Origin of the sequence: Streptomyces sp. 8L, from assembly GCF_020176795.1 — a bacterium.
Taxonomy (GTDB): Bacteria; Actinomycetota; Actinomycetes; order Streptomycetales; family Streptomycetaceae; genus Streptomyces.
The window spans coordinates 1-26,887 of the sequence record NZ_JAIUKE010000074.1; the positions used below are offsets into that span (position 1 = coordinate 1).

Annotated in this window: 17 protein-coding genes and 4 pseudogenes; 4 read left to right on the plus strand and 17 right to left on the minus strand. The window is 72.8% G+C overall.

All coding sequences use genetic code 11. The features are described from left to right. Positions 1-312: 312 nt before the first annotated feature. Entirely contained in the window at positions 313-837 is a 525-nt protein-coding gene (locus LCE31_RS07915) for a MarR family winged helix-turn-helix transcriptional regulator (RefSeq protein WP_225013292.1), read from the minus strand. Positions 838-981: 144 nt separating this feature from the next. Between LCE31_RS07915 and LCE31_RS07920 the strand changes: the two genes are divergently transcribed. Both LCE31_RS07920 and LCE31_RS07925 read left to right on the plus strand, forming a co-directional pair. Continuing rightward, positions 982-2,208, plus strand: a complete 1,227-nt coding sequence (locus LCE31_RS07920; RefSeq protein WP_225013293.1) for an FAD-dependent monooxygenase — start codon at positions 982-984, stop codon at positions 2,206-2,208. Between the two features lie 70 nt (positions 2,209-2,278). Beyond that, on the plus strand, positions 2,279-2,608 hold the full coding sequence (locus LCE31_RS07925) for an antibiotic biosynthesis monooxygenase family protein (protein ID WP_225013294.1): 330 nt from the start codon (positions 2,279-2,281) through the stop codon (positions 2,606-2,608). 93 nt (positions 2,609-2,701) lie between these two features. Here the strand turns inward: LCE31_RS07925 and LCE31_RS07930 are convergent, their stop codons facing one another. The 12 genes and pseudogenes from LCE31_RS07930 to LCE31_RS07985 all read right to left on the minus strand — a co-directional run. Further along, complete coding sequence (locus tag LCE31_RS07930) at positions 2,702-4,630, minus strand: TIGR03960 family B12-binding radical SAM protein (protein WP_225013295.1); 1,929 nt, start codon at positions 4,628-4,630, stop codon at positions 2,702-2,704. Positions 4,631-4,802: 172 nt separating this feature from the next. After that, on the minus strand, positions 4,803-6,338 hold the full coding sequence (locus LCE31_RS07935) for a CYTH and CHAD domain-containing protein (RefSeq protein ID WP_225013296.1): 1,536 nt from the start codon (positions 6,336-6,338) through the stop codon (positions 4,803-4,805). Between the two features lie 96 nt (positions 6,339-6,434). Further along, on the minus strand, positions 6,435-7,634 hold the full coding sequence (gene rodA / locus LCE31_RS07940; RefSeq protein ID WP_225013297.1) for a rod shape-determining protein RodA: 1,200 nt from the start codon (positions 7,632-7,634) through the stop codon (positions 6,435-6,437). 3 nt (positions 7,635-7,637) lie between these two features. Next, entirely contained in the window at positions 7,638-9,899 is a 2,262-nt protein-coding gene (gene mrdA / locus LCE31_RS07945; protein WP_225013298.1) for a penicillin-binding protein 2, read from the minus strand. Then, entirely contained in the window at positions 9,896-10,579 is a 684-nt protein-coding gene (gene mreD, locus LCE31_RS07950; RefSeq protein WP_225013299.1) for a rod shape-determining protein MreD, read from the minus strand. Before mreD ends, mrdA begins: the two co-directional genes overlap by 4 nt. A 9-nt stretch (positions 10,580-10,588) precedes the next feature. Next, positions 10,589-11,653 carry a rod shape-determining protein MreC gene (mreC, locus tag LCE31_RS07955; protein WP_225013300.1) on the minus strand — a complete coding sequence of 355 codons (1,065 nt, stop codon included), beginning with the start codon at positions 11,651-11,653 and terminating at the stop codon, positions 10,589-10,591. A 160-nt stretch (positions 11,654-11,813) separates the two neighbouring features. After that, on the minus strand, positions 11,814-12,833 hold the full coding sequence (locus LCE31_RS07960) for a rod shape-determining protein (protein WP_225013313.1): 1,020 nt from the start codon (positions 12,831-12,833) through the stop codon (positions 11,814-11,816). Between the two features lie 273 nt (positions 12,834-13,106). Then, a complete protein-coding gene (gene ndk / locus LCE31_RS07965) occupies positions 13,107-13,523 on the minus strand; it encodes a nucleoside-diphosphate kinase (RefSeq protein WP_225013301.1) in 417 nt (138 codons plus the stop codon). A 365-nt stretch (positions 13,524-13,888) separates the two neighbouring features. Further along, positions 13,889-14,239 (minus strand): annotated as a pseudogene (locus LCE31_RS07970) (DUF4233 domain-containing protein); the annotation flags it as partial. A 9-nt stretch (positions 14,240-14,248) separates the two neighbouring features. Next, positions 14,249-15,769: a bifunctional tetrahydrofolate synthase/dihydrofolate synthase gene (gene folC, locus LCE31_RS07975; RefSeq protein WP_308042228.1), complete on the minus strand. Its 1,521-nt coding sequence runs from the start codon at positions 15,767-15,769 to the stop codon at positions 14,249-14,251. Positions 15,770-15,977: 208 nt separating this feature from the next. Then, positions 15,978-17,927: pseudogene (locus LCE31_RS07980) on the minus strand (valine--tRNA ligase); the annotation flags it as partial. A 52-nt stretch (positions 17,928-17,979) separates the two neighbouring features. Further along, a pseudogene (locus LCE31_RS07985) lies at positions 17,980-18,681 on the minus strand (alpha/beta fold hydrolase); the annotation flags it as partial. Between the two features lie 257 nt (positions 18,682-18,938). Here LCE31_RS07985 and LCE31_RS07990 point away from each other — a divergent pair. Continuing rightward, a pseudogene (locus LCE31_RS07990) lies at positions 18,939-21,136 on the plus strand (BTAD domain-containing putative transcriptional regulator). Positions 21,137-21,191: 55 nt separating this feature from the next. Here the strand turns inward: LCE31_RS07990 and LCE31_RS07995 are convergent. Then, positions 21,192-22,274, minus strand: a complete 1,083-nt coding sequence (locus LCE31_RS07995; RefSeq protein WP_225013302.1) for an aldo/keto reductase — start codon at positions 22,272-22,274, stop codon at positions 21,192-21,194. A 146-nt stretch (positions 22,275-22,420) separates the two neighbouring features. On the opposite strand from LCE31_RS07995, the gene LCE31_RS08000 reads away from it, so the two are divergent. Then, on the plus strand, positions 22,421-23,410 hold the full coding sequence (locus LCE31_RS08000) for an AraC family transcriptional regulator (RefSeq protein WP_225013303.1): 990 nt from the start codon (positions 22,421-22,423) through the stop codon (positions 23,408-23,410). A 78-nt stretch (positions 23,411-23,488) separates the two neighbouring features. On the opposite strand, the gene LCE31_RS08005 is transcribed toward LCE31_RS08000, so the two are convergent. The 3 genes from LCE31_RS08005 to LCE31_RS08015 are packed head-to-tail and all read right to left on the minus strand — an operon-like array spanning position 23,489 to position 26,669. After that, complete coding sequence (locus LCE31_RS08005) at positions 23,489-23,905, minus strand: STAS domain-containing protein (protein WP_225013304.1); 417 nt, start codon at positions 23,903-23,905, stop codon at positions 23,489-23,491. Next, a complete protein-coding gene (locus LCE31_RS08010; protein WP_225013305.1) occupies positions 23,902-25,020 on the minus strand; it encodes a cobalamin B12-binding domain-containing protein in 1,119 nt (372 codons plus the stop codon). The genes LCE31_RS08005 and LCE31_RS08010 overlap by 4 nt, the downstream gene beginning before the upstream one ends. After that, the gene (locus LCE31_RS08015; RefSeq protein WP_374118434.1) at positions 25,017-26,669 is read right to left on the minus strand and encodes a SpoIIE family protein phosphatase; all 1,653 of its coding nucleotides are present in this window, start codon (positions 26,667-26,669) and stop codon (positions 25,017-25,019) included. The genes LCE31_RS08010 and LCE31_RS08015 overlap by 4 nt, the downstream gene beginning before the upstream one ends. Positions 26,670-26,887 lie beyond the last annotated feature (218 nt).

Genomic DNA, 26,887 nt, shown 5'->3' on the forward strand with positions numbered 1-26,887 from the left:
CATCCCCCCCCCCCCGCCCCCCGGCCCCCCCCCCCGCCCCCCCCCCCGCCCGGGCCCGGGCGGCGGGGGGGGGGGGGGGGGGGCCGGGCCCCGGAGCCGTGGGGCGTGTTCGCCATGACCGTGCATACCGAAAGTAGTCGCTCCGCCACACCGTGCGCACGGGCGGGCCGTCCCCTTCACGCGAGACGGTGGCCCGGCGTGACGCGTGAGCGGCGTGTTTCGACCACGCGTCCGCCTGTCACGCACCTGTCGGGCCCGCGGCCCCCGCGTGGCGGCCCACAGGCCCGAAAGCCCGAAGCCCGCGCCCCGCCCTCAGCCGTCCCGCTGGCTGGCGTCCAGGTCCGCCAGATGGGCCGTCACGTCGTCGGCGAGGCGCGTCAGCAGGCGGCCGAGATCCCTGCGGTCCTGGTCGGACCAGTGGGCGACGGCTCCGGCGAACCAGCCGATAAGCGTGCGCGCGTAGCGGTCGGCGGCACCGGCCCCCTCGTCCGTCGGCTCGATCAGGCTGACGCGCCGGTCGTCCGGGTCGCCGATGCGGCGCACCAGGCCGCGCCGCTCCAGCTGCTGGACCTGACGCGTGACATGGGGCTGGACGACCTGCACCTTGTCCGCGATCTCCTTGATCCGCAGCGGCTCCCCCGCGAAGTGCAGGGAGAGCAGGACGGTGAAGGCCGGCCGCTCGACCGTGACACCCGCGGCCTCCATGGCGTGCTGGACCAGGCGGCCCCGGCTGATGGCGTTGCCCAGCTGCGAGAGGCGGGGCATCACGGCCAGCACTTCGTCCTGGTCGCCGGCGGCCCCGGGTCCGTCCAGCCCATCTCGTGACGACGCGTCCATCGCAGCTCCATTTGCATACTTAACTGAAGTATCTATACCGTGGTGGCCGACGGCGCGCCCACCGGGCACACCGTATCCGCAATAAGGATACCTAAAGTAGGCATCTACTGCCCCGAGCGTGGGCCCGGGCAGGAAGGACCGACGATGAACCGCACAGGGACCTCCGAAACGAACCGCGGGGCGAACCGTGGGACGAACCGCACCGTCCTCATCTCCGGCGCCAGCATCGCGGGCCCGTCCCTCGCGTACTGGCTGGACCGCTACGGCTTCGAGGTCACCGTGGTGGAGAAGGCCCCACGGCTGCGCGGCGGCGGATACGCCATCGACATCCGCGGCACCGCGCGGGACGCCGTCGAGCGCATGGGGCTGCTGCCGCGCCTGCGTGAAGCCCATGTGGACACCCGCAAGATCTCCTTCCTCGACCCCGACGGCGGCCTCCTCGCCGCCATCCGCCCCGAGGCCGTCACCGGCGGCGTCCAGGACCACGACCTCGAAGTGCGCAGGGGAGACCTGGCCGACTGCCTGTACGACCTGGTCGAGGGCAGGGTCGAGTTCCTGTTCAACGACTCCATAGCGGCGCTCGACGACCGCGGCGACCACGTGGCCGTGACCTTCGACAGCGGCGCCCGGCGCTCCTTCGACCTGGTGATCGGCGCCGACGGCCTGCACTCCAACACCCGCCGCCTGGCCTTCGGCCCGGAGGAGCGCTACCACCGCTATCTCGGCCACTGCTTCGCCGGCTTCACCCTGCCGGGAGACCTCGGCCTGAGCCACGAGGCGGTCATCTGGAACGTTCCCGGGAGGTCCGGGACGCTCTACGCCTACGAGCGCGACGAGCCGATGCACGGCTTCCTGAACTTCACCCTGGAAGAGCCCCCGTTCGACGCCTTCCGCGACCCCCGGGCGCAACGCGAGCTGGTGGCCTCGAAGTTCACCGACACGCGGTGGGAGATCCCCCGGCTGGTGGCCGCCATGCGCGAGGCCGACGACCTCTTCTTCGACGTCGTCAGCCAGATCCACATGCCCGCCTGGTCCACCGGCCGTGTCGCCCTCGCCGGCGACGCCGCCCACGCGACGTCGTTCATGTCGGGCCAGGGTTCGAGCGTCTCCCTCGTCGGGGCGTACGTCCTGGCGGGCGAACTGGCCACCCACGACGACCACACGGCCGCCTTCGCCGCCTACGAGAAGACCGCGCGCGACTTCGCGGAACTGAACCAGGCGCTCGCCACGGGCGGCGGCGGTACGGTCTCCCCCCGCACGCCCGAACAGCTCGCCGCCCGCAACGAGGCGCTGCGCACCGGCGCCGCCCTGGCCTCGGAGAGCAGGGGCCGCGCGGCCAGCTCCGCGCTCGTCCTGCCGGACTACGAGTAGCCCGCCGGGCGGACGACCGCGCACGGGCCCACGCACATCCCCCTGAGGACCGTTGAGGCAGGATGGGGGCATGAGCGTAGTCAAGATCAACGTGCTGACCGTGCCCGCCGAGCAGCGTGAGACGCTGGAAAAGCGGTTCGCCTCACGCGCCCACGCCGTGGAGAACTCCGACGGCTTCGAGTGGTTCGAACTTCTCCGCCCGGCAGAAGGCACGGACAACTACCTCGTCTACACGCGGTGGCGTGACGAGGAGTCCTTCCAGGCGTGGATGGAGGGTCCCATGAAGACGGCGCACCAGGGTGGGAACGGGGAGGGCGGCGAGCGGCCGAAGCCCGCCGCCTCCGGCTCCGCGCTGTGGTCCTTCGAGGTCGTTCAGCAGGCCGCGCCCAAGAACGCGTAGCCGCTCTTCCGGCGCCGCCGTCCCGTCGAACGGCGGCGTCGGGTACGGGGCCTCCTCCGGGGGAGGCCCCGTACCCGACGCGACCGCGCGCCGCTACTTGCCGACCACCGTCAGCGGCAGCAGCTTCTTGCCCGTCGGGCCGACCTGGATGTCGAGGTCGAGCTGGGGGCACACGCCGCAGTCGAAGCACGGCGTCCAACGGCAGTCCTCGACCTCGGTCTCGTCCAGCGCGTCCTGCCAGTCCTCCCAGAGCCAGTCCTTGTCCAGGCCCGAGTCCAAGTGGTCCCAGGGCAGGACCTCCTCGTAGGAGCGCTCGCGGGTCGTGTACCAGGCCAGGTCCACTCCGTAGGACGGCAGGGCCTTCTCGGCGCAGGCGATCCAGCGGTCGTACGAGAAGTGCTCGCGCCAGCCGTCGAAGCGGCCGCCGTCCTCGTACACGGCGCGGATCACGGCGCCCACGCGGCGGTCGCCGCGGGAGAGCAGGCCCTCGATGATGCCGGGCTTGCCGTCGTGGTAGCGGAAGCCGATGGAGCGGCCGTACTTCTTGTCGCCGCGGATCTTGTCCCGCAGCTTCGTGAGCCGGGCGTCCGTGTCCTCCGCGGACAGCTGCGGCGCCCACTGGAACGGCGTGTGCGGCTTGGGTACGAAACCGCCGATCGACACCGTGCAGCGGACGTCGTTGGAGCCGGAGGCCTCGCGGCCCTTCTGGATGACGTTCACCGCCATGTCGGCGATCTGCAGCACGTCCTCGTCCGTCTCGGTCGGCAGGCCGCACATGAAGTACAGCTTCACCTGGCGCCAGCCGTTGCCGTACGCGGTGGCGACCGTGCGGATCAGGTCCTCCTCCGAGACCATCTTGTTGATGACCTTGCGGATGCGCTCGCTGCCGCCCTCGGGCGCGAACGTGAGGCCCGACCGGCGCCCGTTGCGGGTGAGTTCGTTGGCGAGGTCGATGTTGAACGCGTCGACGCGGGTGGACGGCAGGGAGAGGCCGATCTTGTCCTCCTCGTACCGGTCCGCGAGGCCCTTTGCGATGTCGCCGATCTCGCTGTGGTCCGCGGACGACAGCGACAGCAGGCCGACCTCCTCGAAGCCGGTCGCCTTGAGGCCCTTGTCGACCATCTCGCCGATCCCGGTGATGGAGCGCTCGCGCACGGGGCGGGTGATCATGCCCGCCTGGCAGAACCGGCAGCCGCGCGTGCAGCCGCGGAAGATCTCCACGGACATCCGCTCGTGCACCGTCTCCGCGAGCGGCACCAGCGGCTGCTTCGGGTAGGGCCACTCGTCGAGGTCCATCACGGTGTGCTTGGACACGCGCCACGGCACGCCCGACCTGTTCGGCACGACACGCGCGATGCGGCCGTCCGCGAGGTACTCGACGTCGTAGAAGCCCGGCACGTACACCCCGCCGGTCTTCGCGAGGCGGAGCAGGACCTCCTCGCGCCCGCCGGGGCGGCCCTCGGCCTTCCAGTCGCGGATGATGTCGGTGATCGTGAGGACGGCCTGCTCGCCGTCGCCGATCACGGCCGCGTCGATGAAGTCGGCGATCGGCTCGGGGTTGAACGCGGCGTGGCCGCCCGCGAGCACGATCGGGTGGTCCTCGGTGCGGTCCCTCGCCTCCAGCGGGATGCCCGCGAGGTCGAGGGCCGTGAGCATGTTGGTGTAGCCCAGCTCGGTGGAGAAGCTGAGGCCGAACACGTCGAACGCGGACACGGGGCGGTGGCTGTCGACCGTGAACTGCGGGACGCCGTGCTCCCGCATCAGCTCCTCCAGGTCGGGCCACACGCTGTAGGTGCGCTCCGCGAGGACGCCCGCGCGCTCGTTGAGCACCTCGTAGAGGATCATGACGCCCTGGTTGGGCAGGCCGACCTCGTAGGCGTCGGGGTACATCAGCGCCCAGTGCACGTCGCACTCGTCCCACGGCTTGACCGTGGAGTTCAGCTCGCCGCCGACGTACTGGATCGGCTTCTGTACATGCGGGAGCAGAGCTTCGAGCTGCGGGAAGACCGAATCGGCAGGCATCGCGGATCTTTCGTGGGCCGGCTGGGTGGTACGCCCGGAGGGGCGGTTCGCCCGCACGCGCGAAGTCCGCGCCGAGGCGATTAACCAGCGTACCGCGCGCCACGGACGCCCCCGCCCGGCAGGCACCGCGCGGCGGCACCGCGGCAGGGGGCGCGGCGCCGGGTGCGACGGCTCAGCCCGCGAGTGCCGCGCGGGCCGCGTGTTTCGACGCCTTCGCCCACACGCGGGGCAGCTCGCGCTCGGCGGCCAGCGCCCGCTCGTCCTCCCGCGCGAACAGCAGGCCCCAGGTGAAGGCGGTCTCGCCCGCGGCGTGCGCCTGGATCGCGATCTCGCGCAGGGTGGCCCGCGCGACGACGGCGTCCTGGTGCTCGCCGAGCAGCTTCTGCACCTTCTTGACGCGCTTCGCGAACCTCTTCGCGGGCTTGCCCACGCCGGGCCGCGCGGCCTCCGCCGCGTACCTCACGCGCTTGGCGGCCTTGCGGGCGCTGTGCAGCGCGAGGTCGCGCTCCTCGCCGGGCGGGAGGGCCAGCGCGTGTTCGACCCGGCGGGCCAGCTTGCCGTACTCCTTCAGGACGGCCTTCGGCAGCACGGCGCGCGGCGCCGCGTCAGCGGCCCGGCGCAGCGGCGGGTCGGCGAGCAGCGCGTCCAGGGAGTCGAGGAGGGCGAGGTAGCGGTCGCTGTCGAGGGTGGCGAGGGTCAGATCGCGCGAGCGGGCCCCGTTCCCCGCGGTCCACCGGCGCAGCCGCGCCTCGACCGGTCCGAGCAGCAGGGTCGCGGGCAGCGCGTCGACGCGGGCGCGCAGGTGGGCGCCGAGCACTTCCGTGTCGCGGTCGACGCCGAGCCGGCCGCCGAGCCAGCGCAGCTCGCCGCCGATCGGGTCGGTGACGCGGCGGTCGAGGATCTTCCCGTAGCTGCGGAGCGCGGAGCGGGCGCGGCGCGTGGCGACGCGGAGCCGGTGCACGGAGTCGGGCAGGTCCCGGCGGACCGCGGGGTCGAGCGCGGCAATCGCCTCGGCCTGTTCGCGCAGGTACGCGAGGAGGTGGTCGCCCGCTGTGGCGGGTTCGGCCACGCTCCCGGCCGGGGGCGCGGGCGGGCCGGTCTCCGCGAGCGCGCGGGCGAGCTTGGAGGCGGACGGCGCGGGCGCGAGGCCGGCCTTGCGGAGCTTCTTGTCGACCTTGTCGAGGACGGCGGGGTCCGCGTCCGGCGCGAGTTCCGCCTCGACCTCGGTCCAGGCGGTGACGGTGAGCGAGCCGCCGAGCCGCTCGGCCCGTACGGCGTCGACGGCCAGCTCGACCAGCGGCCTGCCGCCCCTGCCCAGCAGCCGGGTGATCGCGCGGGAGGTCCGCAGGCGTACGACGGGTGCGACGGCCGCGCCCCGCGTCCTGGAGCGCAGCAGCCGGGCGAGGTCGTCGGGCAGCTCCGCGGAGAGCGGGGCGCGCAGTTCGTCCCGTACGCCGGGCGCGACGGGGAACTTCAGGTGCCAGCCCTCGTCGTGGCCGCCCTCCCTGCGGCGCAGGGTGATGTGTCCCGCCGCGAGCCGCAGGTCGGAGGTGTCGTGGTAGACGGCGTCTAGTTCCGTGGTGCCTTCCGGCCGTGCGGCGGTGACGCCCCCGGCCCCGGTCAGATCGGGCAGCGGGGGCGGCCCGCCGCCCTCCGCCGAGCCGGGGAGCACGTACTTGCGTTCGACCTCGCGCGTGGTGTCCGCCATACCTGGCGTGTAACCGCCATGCCTGGCGTGTAATCGAGAAGGGCCGCCCCTGTGCGCGCTGCACGGGGACGGCCCTTTCGAAACGCGGTACGGGCGTCATGCCCTTATCGGTCGCTGCACCCGGATGGACTGCAGCAACCCCACCGCTATCCACACGGCGAACATCGAGCTGCCTCCGTACGAGACGAACGGCAGCGGCAGGCCGGCCACCGGCATGATGCCCAGCGTCATGCCGATGTTCTCGAAGGCCTGGAAGGCGAACCAGGCGATGATCCCGGCGGCGACGACCGTGCCGTACAGCTCGCTCGTCTCGCGGGCGATGCGGCAGGCGCGCCACAGGACGACGCCGAGCAGCAGCAGTATGAGGCCGGCCCCGACGAAGCCGAGCTCCTCGCCCGCGACGGTGAAGACGAAGTCGGTCTGCTGCTCGGGCACGAACTGGCCCGTGGTCTGCGTGCCGTGGAAGAGGCCCTTGCCGAGCAGGCCGCCCGAGCCGATCGCGATACGGGCCTGGTTGGTGTTGTAGCCGACGCCGGCCGGGTCGAGGTCCGGGTTGGCGAAGGCGGCGAACCGGTTGATCTGGTACTGGTCGAGGATGCCGAGCGCGGTGATCGCGACCGCGCCCACGACACCCGCGCCGATCAGCCCGAAGATCCACCGCTTCGGCGCGCCGGACGCCAGCAGGCAGCCCAGCACGATCACCACCATGACCATGACGGAGCCGAGGTCCGGCATCAGCATGACGACGGCCATCGGCACCACCGCAAGGCCGATGGCCTTGGCCACCGTGCGGTGGTCGGGGTGCTCGGTGTCCCCCGCGTCGACCCGTGAGCCCAGGATCATCGCCATCCCGAGCAGGATGGTGATCTTCGCGAACTCCGACGGCTGGACGGAGAAGCCGCCGCCGATCACGATCCACGAGTGGGCGCCGTTGATGGTCGAGCCGAGCGGCGTGAGGACCGCGAGCATCAGCAGGATCGACAGGGCGTAGAGGATCGGGACCGCGCCGCGCAGGGTGCGGTGGCCGATCCACAGGACCGCGACCATCAGCCCGAGGCCGATGCTGGTGTTCATCAGGTGGCGGGCGAGGAAGTAGGTCGGGTCGCCGCCGTTGAGGGCCGTGCGGTTGCGGGTCGCCGAGTACACCAGCGCGGAGCCGATGAGCGACAGCGCGATCGCGGCGAACATGAGCGGCCAGTCCAGCCTGCGCAGGACGGAGTCGCGCGCGGCCATCCGCGCCCAGCCGGTGCGCTGGGGGCCGTAGCCGGAGACGGTGAAGCCACTGGTACCGGTCATGGCTCAGTCCCTCCGTACCAGGGCCGGCAGCTCTGCCCCGGCCACCTGCGAGGTTCCGCCGCCGGCGTCTCCGGTGCCCGCGGGCGGCTGGGAGGCGGTCGGGGCGGTCGACGTGCCGGGGGAGGCCGACGCGTTCGGGTCCACCGGGTCCTTCTTCTGCGGCATCTTGTACGGCTTGAGGGAGGGCGCCTCGATGGAGCCGTCCGACTGGATCTTCGGCAGCGCGCTCACCGGCTTCGGCAGGATGCCCGCCTTCGGGTTGATCTTGCCGTCGGCGCCGATGCCGTACATCGACTCGTAGATCTTGCGGACGGCGGGTCCTGCGGCGCCGGAGCCCGTACCACCCTGCGAGATCGTCATGATCACCGCGTAGTCCTTGGTGTACGTGGCGAGCCAGCCGGTGCTCTGCTTGCCGGCGACCTCGGCCGTGCCGGTCTTGGCGTGCAGGGCGATCTTGTCCTGCGGCCAGCCGCCGAACTGCCAGGCCGCCGTACCGCTGGTGACCACGCCTTCGAGTGCCTTGTTGATGTACGAGATGGTCTTCCTGGTGTCCGGCAGGTGCCCGCTCACCTTGGGCTTGATCGGCGTGACCTTCTTGCCGTCGGCGCTGATGACGGCCTTGCCGATGCTCGGCTGGTACATCGTGCCGCCGTTGGCGATCGCCGAGTACATGACGGCTTCCTGGATCGGCGTCAGCAGGGTGTCGCCCTGGCCGATCGCGTAGTTCAGCGAGTCACCAGGGCGGACCTGATAGCCGTCCTTGCAGTTCTCGAACTCGATCTGCTGAACGTACGAGCCGCTCTTCTTGCCGTCCTTGCACCAGACGGCCTTGTTCGCGTCCCAGTAGCTCTGCTTCCACTGCCGGTCGGGAACACGGCCCGAGACCTCGTTGGGCAGGTCGATGCCGGTCTTCTTGCCGAGGCCGAAGGCGTGGGCGGTCTTGAAGAACCAGTCCTTCGGGTGCTTGGCGTTGATCCCGCCGTCCTTCTTCCACTGGTCGTAGGCGAGGTCGTAGAAGACGGTGTCGCAGGAGACCTCCAGCGCCTTCGCGATGTTGATGTCGCCGTAGTTCTCGCCCTCGAAGTTCTTGAAGACGCGACCGCCGACGGTCATCGACGAGGTGCAGGGGTAGCCGCCGTTCGGGTTGTACCCGGCGTTGATCGCGGCGCTGGTGGAGATGACCTTGAAGGTCGAACCGGGGGCCGACTCGCCCTGGGTGGCGCGGTTCAGCAGCGGGTAGTTCGACTTCTTGTTGGTGAGGTTGTTGTACTCGGCGGACGAGATGCCCCCGGTCCACACGTTCGGGTTGTACGTGGGGTTGCTGGCCATCGCGATGACCCTGCCGGTGTGGACGTCCATGACGACCGCCGCGCCCGAGTCGGCCTTGAAGTTCTTGTGGCTGACGGGGTCGTACTGCTGCCGCAGGCCCTTCATGGCCGCGGCGAGCTCCTTCTCGGTGATCGCCTGGACCCGCGAGTCGATGCTCGTGACGAGGTTGCTGCCGGGCTGCGCCGGGGTCGCGCCGGCCTTGCCGATGACGCGGCCGAGGTTGTCGACCTCGTAGCGGGTGACCCCGGACTTGCCGCGCAGCTGCTGGTCGTACTCGCTCTCCAGGCCCGCCCTGCCGACGTTGTCGGACCGCAGCAGCGGGTTGTCGGTCTTCTCGGAGGCCGCGACCTCCTTGTCCGTCACCGGGCCGAGGTAGCCGAGGACCTGGGCGGCGTTCACGCCGACGGGCCCCGGGTAGCTGCGTACGGCGGTGGGCTCCGCGGTGATGCCGGGGAAGTCCTCGCGCTGCTCCATGATCTGGAGGGCCTGCTGGGTGGTGGCCTTGTCGGTGATCGGGATCGGCTGGTAGGGCGAGCCGTTCCAGCAGGGGCGCGGGGTCTTCGCGTCGCACAGCCGCACCTTGTCGACGGCGTCCGCGGGCTTCATGCCGAGGACGCCGGCCAGCCGGGTGAGCACGGCCTTGCCGTCGTCGGGCTGCTTCAGCAGTTCGGTGCGGCTCGCGGAGACCACGAGGCGGGTCTCGTTGTCGGCGAGGGGCACGCCCCTGTCGTCGACGACGGAGCCGCGCACCGCGGGCTGCACGACCTGCTGCACATGGTTCTTGTCGGCTTCCTGCGTGTACTCCTGGCCGTTGCGGATCTGGAGGTACCAGAGCCGCCCGCCGAGCGTGAGCAGCAGTGAGAAGACGAGGACCTGGATGACGACCATCCGGACCTTCACCCGAGGAGTCCGGCCGGTCTCGGGAATGTTGCTCACAGTCGCTTGACCCCCTTGATGCGTCCCGCCTTGGCCGCGCGGTTACGAGCGGCCCTGACGCGCAGTCCGCCGCGCTGGCCGCCGATCCTCAGCCCGGTGCCCGACCCGATCCAGCCCGCCGCGACGTCGGCGCCCGCTCCGAGGCCGCTCCCGCCCTTCTGCGACTCGGCCAGCGGGTCCTTGTCCGCCTTCCTGGCCAGGGCCATGATCCACGGCACCGTGAACGGCGCGAGCAGCAGGTCGTAGACGGCGGACGTGAACAGCAGGCCGCCGAGGCCGACATGGCGGGCCGCCGTGTCACCGACGAGCGAACCGACGCCCGCGTACAGCAGCGTCGAGCCGAGGGCCGCGCAGACGACGGCGAACATCGGCACGAGCGCCGATCTCATCTGGCCCTTCTCCGGGCGGACGAGGCCCGCCAGGTAGCCGACGACGCACAGCACCAGCGCGTACCGGCCCGCCGCGTGGTCGGCGGGCGGTGCCAGGTCCGTCAGCAGCCCGGCGCCGAAGCCGATGAGGGCGCCGCCGACATGCCCGTACACGAAGGCGAGGGCGAGGACCACCAGCAGCATCAGGTCGGGCACGGCGCCGGGCAGGTGGAGTCTCGCGAGGACGGATACCTGGAGGACCAGGGCGATCACGACCAGCGCGGCCGAGAGCAGAATCCGGTTGATGCGCATGGAGCAGCTCTATTCCTGATTGTCGGCGTTCGCGTTCGCGTTGGCGTTGGGATCGGGGAGGGCGTCGCCGCCGTCACCCGTCCCCTGGCCGTCGCCCTGCCCGTCGCCGCCCTGGCCGTCGCCGGTGCCCTGGCCGGTGTCCGTGCCGGTGCCCTGGCCGGTGTTCGCGGACGGGCTGACCGTGACGGTGACCGTCGGGGTGGGCTTGGTCTTCGGCTTCGGCGGCAGGACCGTGTTCCGCGGGTTCTGGCGCGGCGCCTGGACGACGACCCCGACGACGTCGAGCTTGGTGAAGCCGACGTACGGCTGCACGTACACGGTCCGCGTCAGGTCGCCGCCCGACGGATCGACCCGTACGACCCGGCCGACCGGCACACCCGGCACGAACGGCTTGTCCTTGGTCGAGCCGAAGGTGACCATCCGGTCGCCGGTCTTGACCTTCGCCTTCGTGTTCAGCAGCTGGACGGAGAGGGGGCGGTCGCCCTGGCCCGTCGCGAAGCCCAGCTCGTCGGTGCGCTCCATCCGGGTGCCGACCGTGAAGTCGGGGTCGTTGGCGAGGAGCACCGTGGACGTACTCGGACCGACCGTGGTGACCCTGCCGACGAGACCGTCGCCGTTGAGCACGGTCATGTCGCGCTGGATGCCGTCGTGGGAGCCGATGTCGAGGGTGACCGTCCAGGAGAAGCCCTGCGCGGCTCCTATGGCGACGACCTGAGCGCCCTTCACCCCGTACTGCCCGGCGCCGGCGACCCTGAGGATCTTGTCGAGCTCGCGGGCCTTGTTGCGGTTCTGGTCGTCGCTGCCGAGCTCACGCCTCAGCTTCGCGTTCTGCTGCTCGAGCGCGGTGATGCGGTTGTGACGGGTGTTCGAGTCCCGCACCGCGCTTATGGCGTTGCCCACCGGGTCGACGGCGCCCGCCACACCGTTCTCCACGGGGCCGAGCGCGGCGGCGGCGGCATGGCGCGCGCCGTCCACCGGTGAGTTCTCTCCCCCGCGGATGTCGACCGTGATCAGGGCGAACGCGACGACAATCAGCAGCACCAGGAGCAGCCGGCTCTCCTTTGTGTCCCTCACGTGCGGCGGCCGTGCCTTCCTCGTAGGAATGTCTCTGCCTGTGTATCAACGACCCGCCGTACGGCGCGTCAGCGTCCGTACGGCGGATTTCCGCTGAAATTCCGGTCACCGCTCGCGGACGGACCCGTCGCGGCCGAAACGGCCCTGGAGCCCTCGCCGGTCAGCGGCGCGGCTGTGCGTCCAGCACCTGCTGGAGCGCCTCGAACTCCTCGACGCACTTTCCGGAGCCGAGCGCCACCGAGTCCAGCGGATTCTCGGCGATGTGGATCGGCATGCCCGTCTCGCGGCGCAGCCGCTCGTCGAGCCCGCGCAACAGCGCACCGCCGCCGGTGAGCACGATCCCCCGGTCCATCACGTCGCCGGAGAGCTCGGGCGGGCACTTGTCGAGGGTCGTCTTGACCGCGTCGACAATCGCGTTGACGGGCTCCTCGATCGCCTTGCGGACCTCGGCCGCGGAGATGACCACGGTCTTGGGCAGCCCGGAGACCAGGTCCCGGCCGCGGATCTCGGTGTGCTCGTCCTTCTCCAGGTCGTACGCGGAACCGATGGTGATCTTGATGCTTTCGGCGGTCCGCTCGCCGAGCAGCAGCGAGTACTCCTTCTTGATGTGCTGGATGATCGCGTTGTCGAGTTCGTCGCCGGCCACCCGGATGGACTGGGCCGTGACGATGCCGCCCAGCGAGATCACGGCGACCTCGGTGGTACCGCCGCCGATGTCGACCACCATGTTGCCGGTGGCCTCGTGCACCGGCAGACCGGAGCCGATGGCCGCGGCCATGGGCTCCTCGATGATGTGCACCTGGCGCGCCCCCGCCTGCGTCGACGCCTCGATGACGGCACGGCGCTCGACCCCGGTGATGCCGGAGGGAACGCAGATGACGACACGCGGCCTGGCGAGGTAGCGGCGCTTGTGGATCTTGAGGATGAAGTACCGGAGCATGCGCTCGGTGATCTCGAAGTCCGCGATCACGCCGTCCTTGAGGGGCCGGACCGCCACGATGTTGCCCGGTGTCCGGCCGATCATCTTCTTCGCCTCGGCACCGACCGCGAGAATGCCCCCGGTGTTGGTGTTGATGGCGACGACGGACGGCTCGTTGAGTACGATCCCCCGGCCTCTGACGTACACCAGCGTGTTGGCGGTCCCGAGGTCGACAGCCATGTCACGGCCGATGAACGACATCTTGTTCCCCATGAGGATGCGTCTGGCCTTCCCAATCGAAGCGTTGATGGCTTTTCAGGATGGCGAGGTGGGTGGTGGAGCGCGCGAAGCCCGTGGCTTGCTCGGCTAGGGGTCATCGTAGTGCCGTCAACCCCGGATCGGCGCGCTGGCCCACCTCGGTAAGGGTGACGAAGTTTGTCGGGGTCGCGTTCCCACAAGCGCGCGGGGCAATCCCCCGGGCGACCGAATTCCTCCGGTCGCCCCAGGCCGACAGGCTATTCGGCTGACAGCCGGTCAGGAAAGGCCGGGAAAGAAAATCTTCAGTTCCCGAATGGCGGACTCCTCGGAGTCCGACGCGTGGATCAGGTTTTCCCGGACAATGGTGCCGAAGTCCCCCCGGATGGACCCCGGTGCTGCGGCGATCGGGTCAGTCGGCCCCGCGAGCGCGCGCACGCCCTCGATGACACGCTCCCCCTCCACGACGAGCGCCACGACGGGGCCCGACGCCATGAACTCCACCAGCGGCTCGTAGAACGGCTTGCCCCGGTGCTCGCCGTAGTGCAGCTCCAGGGTCTCCTGGTCGAGGCTGCGCAGGTCCAGGGCGGCGAGGGTCCAGCCGGCCTTGCGCTCGATCCGCCCGATGATCTCCCCGACGAGGTGGCGCCGTACGGCGTCCGGCTTGAGGAGGACGAGGGTGCGCTGAGTCGTCATGGCTGTGCGGCTCCTTGGATAGCGGTGACTCGGAAGCGGAACGGTGCTGCGAGGCTACCGGTGCCGCCGTCGCCCTCCGCACGCGGCCGGTCGGCGGACAGCGCGGGGACGTGCGGCTACGCCACGACGCCGGGATGCGCCCCGGCTCGCGCGGGTCCCTGCGGGGGCGCGCCGCCCGATCTCGTCACGCCCGGAGGCCCGGCCCCGCCCGGGTCCGTCCCGCCCGGAAGCCCGATCCCGTGCCGCGCGGCGGCGGCTCCGCCCCCTGTCTATCCGGCGTAGGGCCCGGCCGCGTCCCGCTCGGCGGTCGCCGCGCCCTCGGGTGCGGCAGTCGCGCCTCCCGGTGCGGCAGTCGCCCCCTCCGGCGTGGCGGCCTCGTGTTCCGCGAGTGCCGTGGCCCAGCGGGCCTTGTGCGCGTCGATGATGCGGCCGTAGTGCACCGAGGCCCACCACAGCGCCGCGAACGCCGCGCCCAGGATGAACATCATCGGCACCACGAAGCCGCTCAGCAGCAGCGCCACCTGGAGCACCCAGCCGAGCTGCACCCCGCCCGGCCTGGTGATCACGCCGCACAGCCCCAGCGACAGCAGCATCGCGATGCCGCACACCGTCCAGACGGCCGTCATCGTGAGGGAATCGGACTTCATCGCGACCAGGCCCGCGAAGCCGATCACGAAGAACTCGGCGAGCAGGGTCGATGAGCAGAGCGTACGCATGACCGTGTGTCAGCCCCTCCGAAGCAGCAGCCGGGCCTCGCCGACCGTCATGACCGAGCCCGTCACGAGCACCCCCGCGCCCGCGAACTCGCCCTCTTCCTCGGCGAGCGTGATCGCCGCCTCCAGCGCGTCGTCCAGCCTCGGCTCGACCTGGACCCGGTCGTCGCCGAAGATCTCGACGGCGAGGCCCGCCAGCTCGTCCGCGTCCATCGCCCGGTGGGTGGAGTTCTGGGTGACGACCAGCTCGGCACAGATGGGTTCCAGGGCCTCCAGCACGCCCCGTACGTCCTTGTTCCCGCTCGTGCTGATCACACCGATCAGGCGGCTGAAATCGAAGGCCTCGCTCACCGCTTCCGCGGCGACGCGCGCGCCCGCCGGATTGTGCGCGGCGTCCAGGACGATCGTGGGCGAGCGCCGTACGACCTCCATACGGCCGGGGGACGTGACGGCGGCGAAGGCGCCCCTGACCCGCTCGGCGTCCAGCGCGTCGGGCCGGGTCGCGCCCACGCCGAAGAACGCCTCGACGGCGGCCAGCGCCACCGCCGCGTTGTGCGCCTGGTGGGCGCCGTGCAGCGGCAGGAAGATCTCCCCGTACTCGCCGCCGAGGCCGCGCAGCGTCATCAGCTGCCCGCCGACGGCGACCTCGCGGGAGAGCACGCCGAACTCCAGGCCCTCGCGGGCCACGGTCGCGTCCCGCTCGCCCGCCTTCTTGAGGATCACCTGCGCGGCGTCGACGGGCTGCTGCGCGAGCACCACCGTCGCGCCGTCCTTGATGATCCCGGACTTCTCCCCCGCGATCTCGCCCGGCGTGTTGCCGAGGCGGTCCGTGTGGTCGAGGGAGATGGGGGTGATGACGGCGACGCCCGCGTCGATGACGTTCGTCGCGTCCCAGGTGCCGCCCATGCCGACCTCGACGACCGCCGCGTCGACGGGCGCGTCGGCGAACGCGGCGTACGCCATGCCCGTCAGCACCTCGAAGTACGAGAGGCGGTGCGGCTGGTCCGCGTCGACCATGCCGATGTACGGCTCGATGTCCCGGTACGTCTCCACGAACCGCTCGGCGGGGATCGGCGCCCCGTCCAGGCTGATGCGCTCGGTGAGCGACTGCACGTGCGGGCTGGTGTACCGGCCCGTCCGCAGGTCGAACGCGCCGAGCAGCGCCTCGATCATGCGGGCCGTGGACGTCTTGCCGTTGGTGCCCGTGATGTGGATCGACGGGTAGCCGCGCTGCGGGTCGCCCAGCAGGTCGAGCAGGGCCCGGATGCGCACGGTGGACGGGTCCAGCTGGGTCTCGCCCCAGCGGTCGGCGAGCGCCGCCTCGACGGCGCGCAGCGCGGCGTCCACCTCGGGGTCCTCTGGCCGGGCGGGGATGTCCCCCTCTGGGGGGCCCGCCTGCGCCCTGAGGGTGCGGCTGCCCGCCTCGATCACGGCGAGGTCGGGATCGCGGGTGGTCTCATGGGCGACGATGGCGTTGAACTCGTCGTCGCCGCCGTCGTCGTCGTGCTCGCCGGACTGGGGGGTCTCACTCACGCGCCCCAGTCTACGGAGCCCCTGTGACAGTCGGCGCCGGGCGGGGGGTCATCGGGCCGGGGGGGGGGGGGGGGGGGGGGGGGGGGGGGCGGGGGCGGGGGCGGGCGGGGGGGGGGGGCGGGGGGGGGCCGGCGGCGGGGGGGGGGGGGCCCGCGGGCGGGCCGGGGTGGGGCGGGGGGGGGCGCCGGGCGCCGTCACGGGTGGGGCGTCACGCCTCCGGCAGGTTCGCCAGCTGCGCCGTGATGCGCGCGATGTCCGCCTCGGCCTTCGCGAGGCGGCCCCGGATCTTGTCGACCACCTGGTCGGGCGCCTTCGCGAGGAACGCCTCGTTCGCGAGCTTGCCGTTCGCCTGGGCCTTCTCCTTCTCGGCCGCGCCCAGGTCCTTCGCCAGGCGCTTGCGCTCGGCCGCCACGTCGATCGTGCCCGACAGGTCGAGCGCGACCGTGGCGCCCGCGATCGGCAGGGTCGCCGTGGCCTGGAAGTCCTCGCCCTCCGGCTGGAGGCGCAGCAGGGCGCGGATCGCGGGCTCGTGCGCGGCCAGCGACGTGCCGGACAGGTCGAGCCGGGCCGGCACCCGCTGGCCGGGCTGCAGGCCCTGGTCGGCGCGGAAGCGGCGGACCTCGGTCGTGACCTCCTGGAGGTGCTCGATCTCCCGCTCGGCCGCCTCGTCGCGGAAGCCGCTGTCGGCGGGCCACTCGGCGACGACCACGGACTCGCGTCCGGTCAGCGTCGTCCACAGGGTGTCCGTGACGAACGGGACGACCGGGTGCAGCAGGCGCAGGGTGACGTCGAGGACTTCGCCGAGGACCCGGCGGGAGGCCGCCGCGCCCTCGCCGCCCGCCGCGAACGTCGTCTTCGACAGCTCGACGTACCAGTCGAAGACCTCGTCCCACGCGAAGTGGTAGAGCGCGTCGCTGAGCTTCGCGAACTGGTAGTCGTCGTAGTACGCGTCGACCGCCGCGACCGTCCGGTTCAGCCGGGACAGAATCCACCGGTCGGTGGCGGACAGCCGCTCGGCCGGCGGCAGGTCGCCCTCGACCGTGGCGCCGTTCATCAGGGCGAAGCGGGTCGCGTTCCAGATCTTGTTGGCGAAGTTGCGGGACGCCTGGACCCAGTCCTCGCCGATGGGGACGTCGGCGCCCGGGTTGGCGCCGCGCGCGAGCGTGAAGCGCACCGCGTCCGCGCCGTACGCGTCCATCCAGTCCAGCGGGTCCACGGCGTTGGGGTTGGACTTCGACATCTTCTTGCCGTGCTCGTCGCGGACGAGGCCGGTCAGCGCGATGGTGTGGAACGGCGGCACGTCGTCCATCGCGTACAGGCCGAACATCATCATCCTGGCGACCCAGAAGAAGATGATGTCGTGGCCCGTGAGCAGCACGTCCGTCGGATAGAACTTCTCCAGCGACGGGGTGCGCTCCGGCCAGCCCAGCGTGGAGAACGGCCACAGCGCGGAGGAGAACCAGGTGTCCAGGACGTCCGGGTCCTGCGTCCAGCCCTCGCCCGTGGGGACCTCGTCGTCCGGGCCCACGCAGACCGTCTCGCCGTCCGGCCCGTACCAGACGGGGATGCGGTGGCCCCACCACAGCTGGCGCGAGATCGTCCAGTCGTGCATGTTGTCCACCCAGTCGAAGTACCGCTTCGACATCTCCTCCGGGTGGATCGCGACCCGGCCGTCGCGGACCGCGTCGCCCGCGGCCTTCGCCAGCGGCTCGACCTTGACCCACCACTGGAGCGAAAGGCGCGGCTCGATGGTGGTGCGGCAGCGCGAGCAGTGGCCGACGCTGTGCACGTACGGCCGCTTCTCCGCGACGATCCGGCCCTGCTCGCGCAGCGCCTCGACGATCGCGGAGCGCGCCTCGAAGCGGTCCAGGCCCTGGAAGGGGCCGGGGACGGTGATCACCGCGCGCTCGTCCATGATCGTCAGCGATTCGAGGCCGTGACGGCGGCCGATGGCGAAGTCGTTCGGGTCGTGCGCGGGGGTCACCTTGACCGCGCCGGTGCCGAACTCCGGGTCGACGTGCGCGTCCGCGACGACCGGGATGGTCCGGTCGGTGAGCGGCAGCTTGATGCGCTTGCCGACGAGGTGCGCGTAGCGGGCGTCGTCGGGGTGGACCGCGACCGCCGTGTCGCCGAGCATCGTCTCGACGCGGGTGGTCGCGGCGCCGCCCCGCGCGGGGGGGCCCCCGGGCCCGGGCCCCCCGGGGGGGCCGGCCGGCCGCGCGGGCGGCCTCGTCGTGCTTTACGTCGACGCCGGCCGACGCGCGGTAGTCCGCCACGATCGAGGGGACGGCGGACCGGGAGGCGTCCAGATAGGCCGCGCGGACATCGGCGGGCAGCGCGGCCGGATCCTTCGTCCACACGTCGAGGAAGTGGCCGAAGAAGGCGTCCGGGTCGGCACTGATCAGCCGCTCGGGCAGGCCGGGCGGCTGGGCCATCAGGTAGAGGTGGAAGCCGACGGCGGCCGACGCGCCGTGCAGGGCGTCCCACATGTCGAGCGTCGGCAGCACGTCCAGGCATGCCAGGCGGGTGATCGCCTGCGGGTGGTCGAGCGCCGCGCGGAAGGCGACCAGGGCGCCGCGGTCGTGCCCGGCCAGGGCGAACCGGTCATGTCCGAGCGCCGCCGCCAGCGCCACGACATCCGCGCCCATGGTGCGCTTCGCGTACGTGTCGGGGCCGGCCTCGCCGGGCTTGTCGCTGGCACCGTAGCCGCGCAGGTCCGGGCAGATCACGGTGTGGTCGGCCGCCAGGTCGGTGGCCACGTGCCGCCACATCAGGTGGGTCTGCGGGAAGCCGTGCAGCAGCACGACCGCGGGGCCCGCCCCGCCGACCGCCGTGTTCAGGGACACCCCCTCGGCGACCGGGACGCGGTGGTAGGTGAAACCGGGAATGCCGGGAGCGGGGGACGACGTCATGCCGGGTGTTCCTCTCGTGAACGGGCCAGGGCCCCAGCCTCACGCCCGCGGATGAGCATCGGATCAGCACGGCCTAGGGTGGGCGTGAGGGCGGTGTCCGCCGGTCGGCGCACGGCTTGTGACGTGCGCCGGAGCGGACGTACCGGCGGGCGGACCGGGCGGCTGAGCGCTCGCGCGGTCGGTGGACACGGGCGGCCGGCGGGACGCGTGCCCCCGCTGTCGGCCGCCGGCGGGGGAGAGGAAGGCGGGTCGGTGACGTGGGTGTCGCGATCGGAGTGCTCGGGCCCGTACAGGCCTGGGACGGGGCCGGGGCGCAACTCGCCCTGAAGGGGCCGCGCCACCGCGCCGTCCTGGCCCGGCTCGTCGTGGCGCGACGTCGTGTCGTCCCCGTGAACCGCCTGGTGGAGGACCTGTGGACCGAGCCGCCGCCCGACGCGGTCGGCGCCCTGCGCACCTTCGTCGCCGCGCTGCGCCGTGCGCTCGAACCCGAACGGGCCCCGCGTGAACGTCCCCGCCTGCTGGTGACCGAGGGCCCCGGCTACGCGCTGCGCGCCGACTCCGACGCGGTCGACGCCTGGTGCTTCGAACGCGACGTGGAGGCGGCTGCCGGGGGCCCCCCCCCCGCGGGGGGCCCCCCGCGGCCCCGGGGCGCGGGGGGCGGGGGGGGGGCCCCCCCCCCCCCCCAACCCCCCCCCGCCGGGGGGCCCCGGGGCCCCCGGGCGCCGGCCCGTCCCGGGCCGCCGCCGCGGCCGACGCCTGGGCCCGCGGCCGCGGGGGGGGGGGGGCGGCCGGCCCCCCCCCCGCGCGGGCGCCAGACCGGCTCCAGGAGGCGCTCGGCCGCTGGCGGGGCCCCGCCTACGCCGACTTCGCCGACGAGCCGTGGGCCCGTACGGAACGCGGACGGCTGAGCGAGCTGCGGCTCCACGCCGTCGAGGCCGGGGCGGAGGCCCGGCTCGCCCTCGGACTCGCAGCCCAGACCGTGCCCGTCCTGGACGCGCACGTCGCGGACCACCCGTGGCGCGAACACGCGTGGGGCCTGCTGGCGCTCGCGCTGTACCGCTGCGGACGCCAGGGCGACGCCCTCGCCGTGCTGCGCCGCGCCCGTGCCCTGCTGGCCGAACACCTCGGAGTCGACCCGGGGCCCGGGCTGCGCCGCCTGGAACACGACATCCTCGACCAGTCTCCGCACCTCGGCCAGGGGCCGGCCGCCGGCGGGACGGCGGACCGGGTGTGGGCCGGCGCGTCCGCCGCGTACGACAGGGCCGTGGCATCCGGGGCCCGCGTACGCCTCGAATCGACGGTCGGGCTGTTGCGCGGCCTCGCGGTCACCGGCGGGCCCGGCCTGCTCGCCGCCCGCGAACACCGGGTCGCCGCCGCGCTGGCCGCCGAGGAGCTGGGCGACCCGGAGCTCGCCGCACGCGTGATCGGCGCGTACGACGTGCCCGCCATCTGGACGCGGGTGGACGACCCCGCACAGGCCGCGCGGATCGTCGCGGCGGCCGGCCGCACCCTCGCGGCGCTCCCGCCCGACGGACACGACGCGGCCCGCGCCCGGCTGCTCGCCACCATCGCCCTGGAGAGCCGCGGTACCCCCGCCGGGCCCGGGACGGACCCGCCCTCGCACGGCCGGCGGGCCGCCCTCGACGCGGAGCGGCTCGCGCGGGCCCTCGACGACCCGGCCCTGCTCGCGTTCGCCCTCAACGGCCTGTTCATGCAGAGCTTCCACCGCACCGGCCTCGCGCCCGACCGCGACGCGATCGGCGCGGAGCTCGTCGCGCTCGCCGCCCGGCAGGGACTCGTCACGTACGAGGTGCTCGGCCACCTGATCCGGTGCCAGGCACGCTCCGCCCTCGGCGACTTCCCTGCCGCCGACGGGCACGCGCAGTCCGCCGACGCTCTCGCCGAACGCAACGAACTGCCCCTCGTCACCGTGTTCACCCGCTGGTACCGGGTGTTGCGCCGCGCCGCGACCGGCGCGGGCACGCTCGAAGGGACGGCGGCCGCGTACCGCCGTGCCGCCCGCGACCTGGACGGCGCGGGCATGCCCGGCCTCGAACACGGCCTCCTCCCGCTGGCACTGCTGTCCCTGCGTGTCAGCCGCGGGCTCCCGGCGCCCACCGACGTCGAGGACGCGGCCTGGGGCCCCTACGCGCCGTGGGCCCGGCCCCTGGTGCTGCTCGCACGCGGCGACGGCCGGGACCGGGCCCGCACCGCGCTCCGAGCCCTGCCCGATCCGCCCGGCGACCTGTTGACCGAGGCGATGTGGTGCCTGGCCGTGCGGGCCGCGGTCGACACCGAGGACCGTCCGACACTGCTGCGCGCCCGCGCGGCGCTCACCCCCGCGACCGGTGAACTCGCCGGCGCGGGAAGCGGGTTGCTCACCCTCGGCCCTGTCGATGTATGGCTGGACGTCATCGCCACCGCCCTCGGGTCCGCGGACGGCGACCGCCGGTAGCGGATCGCCCGCGGCCCGGGGCGCCGGCCTGCCCGTGCGCATGCGGTCGCCCGCCTCAGTAGCGAGTGGTGCTCTCCAGCAGGGGCGGGTAGACGGTGGTCCGCAGCCCGTCCACGGTCGCGCCCGCGTACTTGAGCATCGCGGCCGTCTGCCGGTTGAGGTCGGCGGGGAAGTTCAGCGCGGGCGCCGACACCTCGTCCAGGGTGGCGCGTTGGCCGTCGGTGAGCCGCACGTCCAGACCGGCCAGGTTCGCTTCCAGATGGGCGAGGCTCCGGGGCCCGATGAGGGTGGACGTCACACCGGGCCGGCCCCGTACCCAGGCGAGTGCGACCGCCGCCGGGCTCGCACCGGCCTCCTCCGCGACCGCCGCGAGCGCGTCGATCACCTCATACTGCGCCTCGCTCGGCGTGCCGAGCACCGACGCCCTGCGGCTGTCCGCGGGAGCCCCGCCCGTACGGGTGTACTTCCCGGACAGGAAGCCGCTCTTGAGCGGGCTCCACGGCAGCATGCCCATGCCCGCGTCGCGCGCCAGCGGGATCAGCTCGCCCTCGATGGTCCGCTCCAGCAGCGAGTACTCCATCTGGAGCGCGGTGACGGGTGTCCAGCCGCGCAGCAGGGCCGTGGTGTGTGCCTTCGCGGTGAACCAGGCGGGGGTGTCGGAGAACCCCACGTAGCGGATCTTCCCCGCCGTCACCAGGTCGTCCAGGGTGCGCAGGGTCTCCTCCAGCGGCGTGGACCAGTCGTGGTTGTGCAGCCAGTACAGGTCGACGTAGTCCGTACGCAGGCGGCGCAGCGACGCGTCCAGTTGGGCGAGGATCGCCTTGCGGCCTGCGCCGCCGCCGTTCGGGTCGCCCACATGCAGGTTGCCGAAGAACTTGGTGGCGAGCACGACACGGTCGCGCAGCCCCGGCCGCGTCGCGAAGAAGTCGCCGAGGATCTTCTCCGAGTGGCCGTTGGTGTAGAAGTTCGCGGTGTCGACGAAGTTCCCGCCGCGCTCCAGATAGGTCCGCAGGACCCGCTCCGACTCGGCCACGCCGCAGCCGAGCCCGCCGTCCTCGCCGAAGTTCATCGCCCCCAGGCAGAAGGGGCTCACCCGCAGGCCCGAGCGGCCGAGGCTCACATAGGAATCGAGTGTCATTTCTCTGCTCCCGTATCCAGGGGGACGTGCTGACCTCTCCGATTGAACCCGCATGACCTGCGTCGATGTGAGACCGATCCTGGAGTCCTCTTGCACGATCCTGCCGAATTCACCAGGATGCCGCCCTTGCCGCAGTCCGCTCTCGGATGGTTGGATCGAAGGTGTCCCTCCCCGACCCGGCGCGTCGCGACGGAGCCCCGCCCCTCGACGAACTGCGCGCCCTGATCGCGTACTACGCGGGGCGGCCGGGCCGTGCCGTCGACGGGGTGATGCTGTCCTCGGTCGAGGAGCCGGGGCCGCCGTCGTCGTCGGTCGCGGACCCCGTGCTCGCCGTGGTCGCCCAGGGCGCGAAGCGCCTGACGGTCGGCGACCGTGTCCACGACTACGGGGCGGGCCAGTACCTGGTCGTCTCGGTCGGCCTGCCCGTCACCGGCCACTACACGCGGGCCACGCGCGAGCGGCCCTTTCTCGCGTTCGGCCTCACGCTCCGGCCCGCCGCCATCGCCTCGCTCCTGCTGGAGGCCGGGCCCGCGGCCCACGCGGAGCGGGACAGCGCCGCGGACGGCCCCGGCGGACGGGGGCCGCGCACACCGCCGGGCATCGCCGTCGGCGACGTCGGGGCCGACCTGCTCGACGCGGTGGTGCGGATGATCCGGTTGCTCGGCCGGCCCGCCGATGTGCCGGTGCTGGCGCCGATGGCCGAGCGGGAGATCCTCTGGCGGCTCGTCACCGGTCCGCAGGGCGCCGCCGTCCGCCAGATCGGCCTCGCGGACAGCCGCCTGTCCCACATCGGGCGCGCGATCCGGGCGCTCCGGGACCGCTTCGCCGAGTCCGTCCGCGTGGACGAGCTGGCCCGGATGTGCGGCATGAGCGCGTCGGCGTTCCACCGGCACTTCCGTGCCGTCACCGCGATGACGCCCATCCAGTTCCAGAAGAACATCCGCCTCCGTGAGGCGCGTCTGCTGCTCATCGGCGGGCCGCGGGACGTGGCATCCGTAGGGTTCGCGGTGGGCTACGACAGCCCGTCGCAGTTCAGCCGCGAGTACCGCAGGCAGTTCGGGATACCGCCGGGCCAGGACGCCGTACGCCTGCGGGAGCTGGCCGCTGCCCCGGAGGCCGCGGCGGTACCGCTCTGAGGACTTACGGGAGCGCTTACGGCGCGACCGGGCCCGCTGCGTGCTCTTCTCGGCGCCGGGCTCGCTGGGGGCCGGCGCTCAGCTCGCGCCGGGGCGCGAGCCGTGCGCGCCCTCGGAGTCCTGGGCACCGCGCGAATCCGTGCCGGTCTCCTGCCCCGACCGGGCCGGGGGCGCTGTCAGGTACTCCAGCGTGCCCGTGATCTCCAGCAGGCGCTGGAGCGGTGGCTGCCGGTTGTCCAGGTGCAGGGGGACGTCCGCCGCCACCGTCAGACGCCGGGCCATCAGCAGCGCGGACAGCCCGGTCGAGTCGCAGTCCGCCAGGCCCCCGCAGTCCAGGCGCAGGCCTTCGGGCCCCGAGCCGGGCAGGTGGGCGCGGACCGCGTCCAGCAGCTCGCCCGCGGTCTCGTGGTCCAGCTCCCCCGAGAGCCGCAGCAGGACCGCACGGGGCGTCCTTTCGGCGGTGACGGTGAAGACGGGGTACGGAAGTGTCGTCATGCCTGCTCCCCGGCGCCGTTGAGTGTCCTGTGTGCTGATGTCAGAAGGGCCACCGCGCGCGGGAAGTCCGTCAGCCGGCCGGCCAGGATGTCCAGCGTGCGGGTGAGTGGGGCCGTCGGTACCCCGCGCGCGCCGAGGATGTCCGCGGTCCACAGGAGAAAGCCCGTGAACAGCTCCGCGTCATCCACGTACAGGGCGGTCGCGAGGAACTCCACGACATGGCCGATGTCCTCGGCCGCGTACTGGCGCTGGGCCTTCGTGTACGCGGCCACCTCCGGGAAACGCGCGGCGAGGGCGGCCAGCACCTCGGCCACGAGCTGCGGCGCCGACTGCGAGACCAGGGTGAACTCCTGGTCCGCGAGGTGCGGCAGATCGTCCACGGGCTGGTCCAGCGAGGCGGGGGAGGGGTGCGGCAGTCCTCGCGCCAGCAGGTCGGCTGCGGCCCGCGCGTCGGGCGCCCAGGCGTGTGCGCCCAGCGCCTTCGCGTACCGCCCGCCGGGACCGAACGCCGCCCCACCCGCGAGTACGGGGGTGCCGACGGACCGGCACGCCGTGATCGCCGCGTGCGCCGCGGGCAGCCGGGTCGCGACCGACGAGGACAGCGCGACCACATCGGGCGCCGTCCGGTGCAGATGCGCGACGAGATGAGCTGACGGCACCTGCGCCCCGAGGAACTCCACCCGCCAGCCGCGCAATCGGAGTACCTCGCTGAGCAGTCGCGCGGGCAGCGCGTGCCACTCGCCGTCCACGCACGCCACCGTCACCCGCCCGCGTGCGGGCTCCGCGCGGGCGGCCGGGTGGTGGGCGAGCGCGCCAATGACCCGCTCGCTGATGGCGCTGGCCGCGTGCTCCGCCGCCACACTCAGCCGGTTCCCGGCCCACTCGACGCCGACGCGGTGCTGCACAGGGGCGATCACGTCGAGGAGCACCGACTCCGCGGGTGTCCCCGCGTCCAGGGCGGCGAACACGGCGTCGGCCGCCGCGTACTCGTCCCTGTCCAGCACCGCCTGCCACAGCCGTTCGCGCCCTGTACGAGGGTCGCCCGCCGCAAGTCCCGAGGGGTCCTCGGCCCCGGGGAGCGAAGGGGCCGGACGGGCTGCCGGTGTGCGTGTCATGCGGTGAACCTGCCCCGTGTGTGGCCGTTCACCGCGCTCAGGTGTGTCGTACGCGGCGCGGTGATCGCGACGACGGCCATGTCGTCGCGCCGCCCGCCGCCGACCCACTGGGACGCCAGCATCTGAACCCGCTCCACCACGGCCTCCGCGGGCAGCCCCGCGCACTCGCCGAGCGCCGTACGCAGACGCTGCTCGCCGAACAGGTCGTCGCCGAGCGGCCCGCCGCGCGCCTCCGTGATGCCGTCCGTGAACAGCAGGCACGTCTCGCCCGCCGCCAGGTCGGCGGTGACCGTACGGGAGGTGATCTCCGGCAGTACGCCGATCAGCGAGCCCCGCGTCCCGGTCTCCTCGACCCGGCCGTCCGCGCGCACGATCAGGGGCGCCAGGTGCCCCGCGCTCGTCAGGCGCAGCCGCACCGTGCCCGCGAACCGGCTCACAGAAGCGAGCACCATCGTCGCGAAGCGCGTGTGGTGGGAGTTGACCAGCGCGCCGTTGAGGAGTTCCAGCACCCGCTGGTGGTCACCGGCCAGCGGCAGCAGCGCCTGCACGGTGTTGCGGATCTTGCCCGTGAGGACCGCGGCCTCCAGGCCCTTGCCGCACACGTCGCCGAGGACCACCAGCGACTCGGCGTCCGCGTCGTCGCCCGGGTGCACGTCGTAGAAGTCGCCGCCCGCGCGCTCCCCGACGCCCGCGGCCCGGTAGCCGCCCGCGAACTCCACGCCGTGTACCTGGTGCAGCCGGGGCGGCAGCAGGTCGCGCATCAGCGTGTCCGTGATGCTCGCCTGCTCCGCGTACAGCCACGCGGCGGACAGCGCGGCCCCCGCGCGCGCCGCGAACAGCCGCGCGAAGGCCTCCTCGTCCTCCTGGAAGGTCCGGCGGCCGGTGCGGCGCAGCAGGACCATCGCGCCCGCCGGCCCGCCCTGCCCGGGCAGCGGGGTGACCAGGGCGGAGCCCGCGGGACCCGCGAAACCCGGCGGGAGGGCCCACGCGGGCAGCTGTGCCGGGTCGATCCACCGCGAGGGCACCGGCGGGAACCCCCGCAACGCCTCGGTCAGTCCCGGCACCTCGGCCGGATCGGCGTTCAGCGGCCCCCGCGTGATCGTGCCGCCGGGGCCCGCGTACGCGAGGGGCCGGCGACGGGGCGAAGGAGCGATCACCACGGCCGCGTCCGCCAGGTGCCGTGCGGCGAGATTCGCGGTCACCTCCATGCAGCGGTCCACGTTCAGCGAGGCCAGCAGGGTGCTCGACACCTCGGCGAGGAACGATGTGCGCTGCTGTTCGGCGCGCAGCGCCTCCTCGGCGAGCCGCCGGTCGGTGTCGTCCACGAGCCACCACACGACGTCACCGCCGGCCACCGGGGTGGGGTGCGCCTCGAAGGTACGGCCGCCCACCTCGCCGTCCGCGCGCACTGCCGCGGGCCGCCCGTTCGCGGCGGTGCGGTGTGCCGCTGCCAGCCAGGCGGGGGCCACGTCGGCGAGCGGCGTGAGGGGCCCGGCCGTCGGGAAGAGTGCTGCCGCCGCCGCGTTGACGTCGATCACGGTGCCAGCGGCGTCGGCCAGCAGAACGGGGTACGGAGCGTCGGCCCACGCGGTGCGCAGTGCGATGCGCGCGCTGCGGGGCTCGACGGGAAGGCCCTCGGAAGTCTCCACGATCAACGGCTCGCACGGTGCGGGCCCCACCACCTTCCCCTGCGACGGATCGATTCCGTCTGGGAACCTGCCCGCAGGCGTCGCCGGGATGCCACGCCCGGCGTATCCGTACCGGTACGAGGTGATATGAGGGGAAAATAGAGAATATCTGGAATGACGGGATGAATATCCTGATTACCCGGTATCAGGCCGACCGGAGACGGGCCTCGCCGCTCGCG

Coding starts and splice junctions, on each gene's coding strand:
- LCE31_RS07930 (WP_225013295.1), bottom strand. CDS start 4,630: ATGCCTGCCGATTCGGTCTTCCCGCAGCTCGAAGCTCTGCTCCCGCAT.
- LCE31_RS07995 (WP_225013302.1), bottom strand. CDS start 22,274: ATGACACTCGATTCCTATGTGAGCCTCGGCCGCTCGGGCCTGCGGGTG.
- LCE31_RS07915 (WP_225013292.1), bottom strand. CDS start 837: ATGGACGCGTCGTCACGAGATGGGCTGGACGGACCCGGGGCCGCCGGC.
- rodA (WP_225013297.1), bottom strand. CDS start 7,634: ATGACCGGTACCAGTGGCTTCACCGTCTCCGGCTACGGCCCCCAGCGC.
- LCE31_RS07920 (WP_225013293.1), top strand. CDS start 982: ATGAACCGCACAGGGACCTCCGAAACGAACCGCGGGGCGAACCGTGGG.
- LCE31_RS07960 (WP_225013313.1), bottom strand. CDS start 12,833: ATGTCGTTCATCGGCCGTGACATGGCTGTCGACCTCGGGACCGCCAAC.
- LCE31_RS08000 (WP_225013303.1), top strand. CDS start 22,421: ATGGTTGGATCGAAGGTGTCCCTCCCCGACCCGGCGCGTCGCGACGGA.
- LCE31_RS08010 (WP_225013305.1), bottom strand. CDS start 25,020: ATGACACGCACACCGGCAGCCCGTCCGGCCCCTTCGCTCCCCGGGGCC.
- mreD (WP_225013299.1), bottom strand. CDS start 10,579: ATGCGCATCAACCGGATTCTGCTCTCGGCCGCGCTGGTCGTGATCGCC.
- LCE31_RS08005 (WP_225013304.1), bottom strand. CDS start 23,905: ATGACGACACTTCCGTACCCCGTCTTCACCGTCACCGCCGAAAGGACG.
- ndk (WP_225013301.1), bottom strand. CDS start 13,523: ATGACGACTCAGCGCACCCTCGTCCTCCTCAAGCCGGACGCCGTACGG.
- LCE31_RS07935 (WP_225013296.1), bottom strand. CDS start 6,338: ATGGCGGACACCACGCGCGAGGTCGAACGCAAGTACGTGCTCCCCGGC.
- LCE31_RS07925 (WP_225013294.1), top strand. CDS start 2,279: ATGAGCGTAGTCAAGATCAACGTGCTGACCGTGCCCGCCGAGCAGCGT.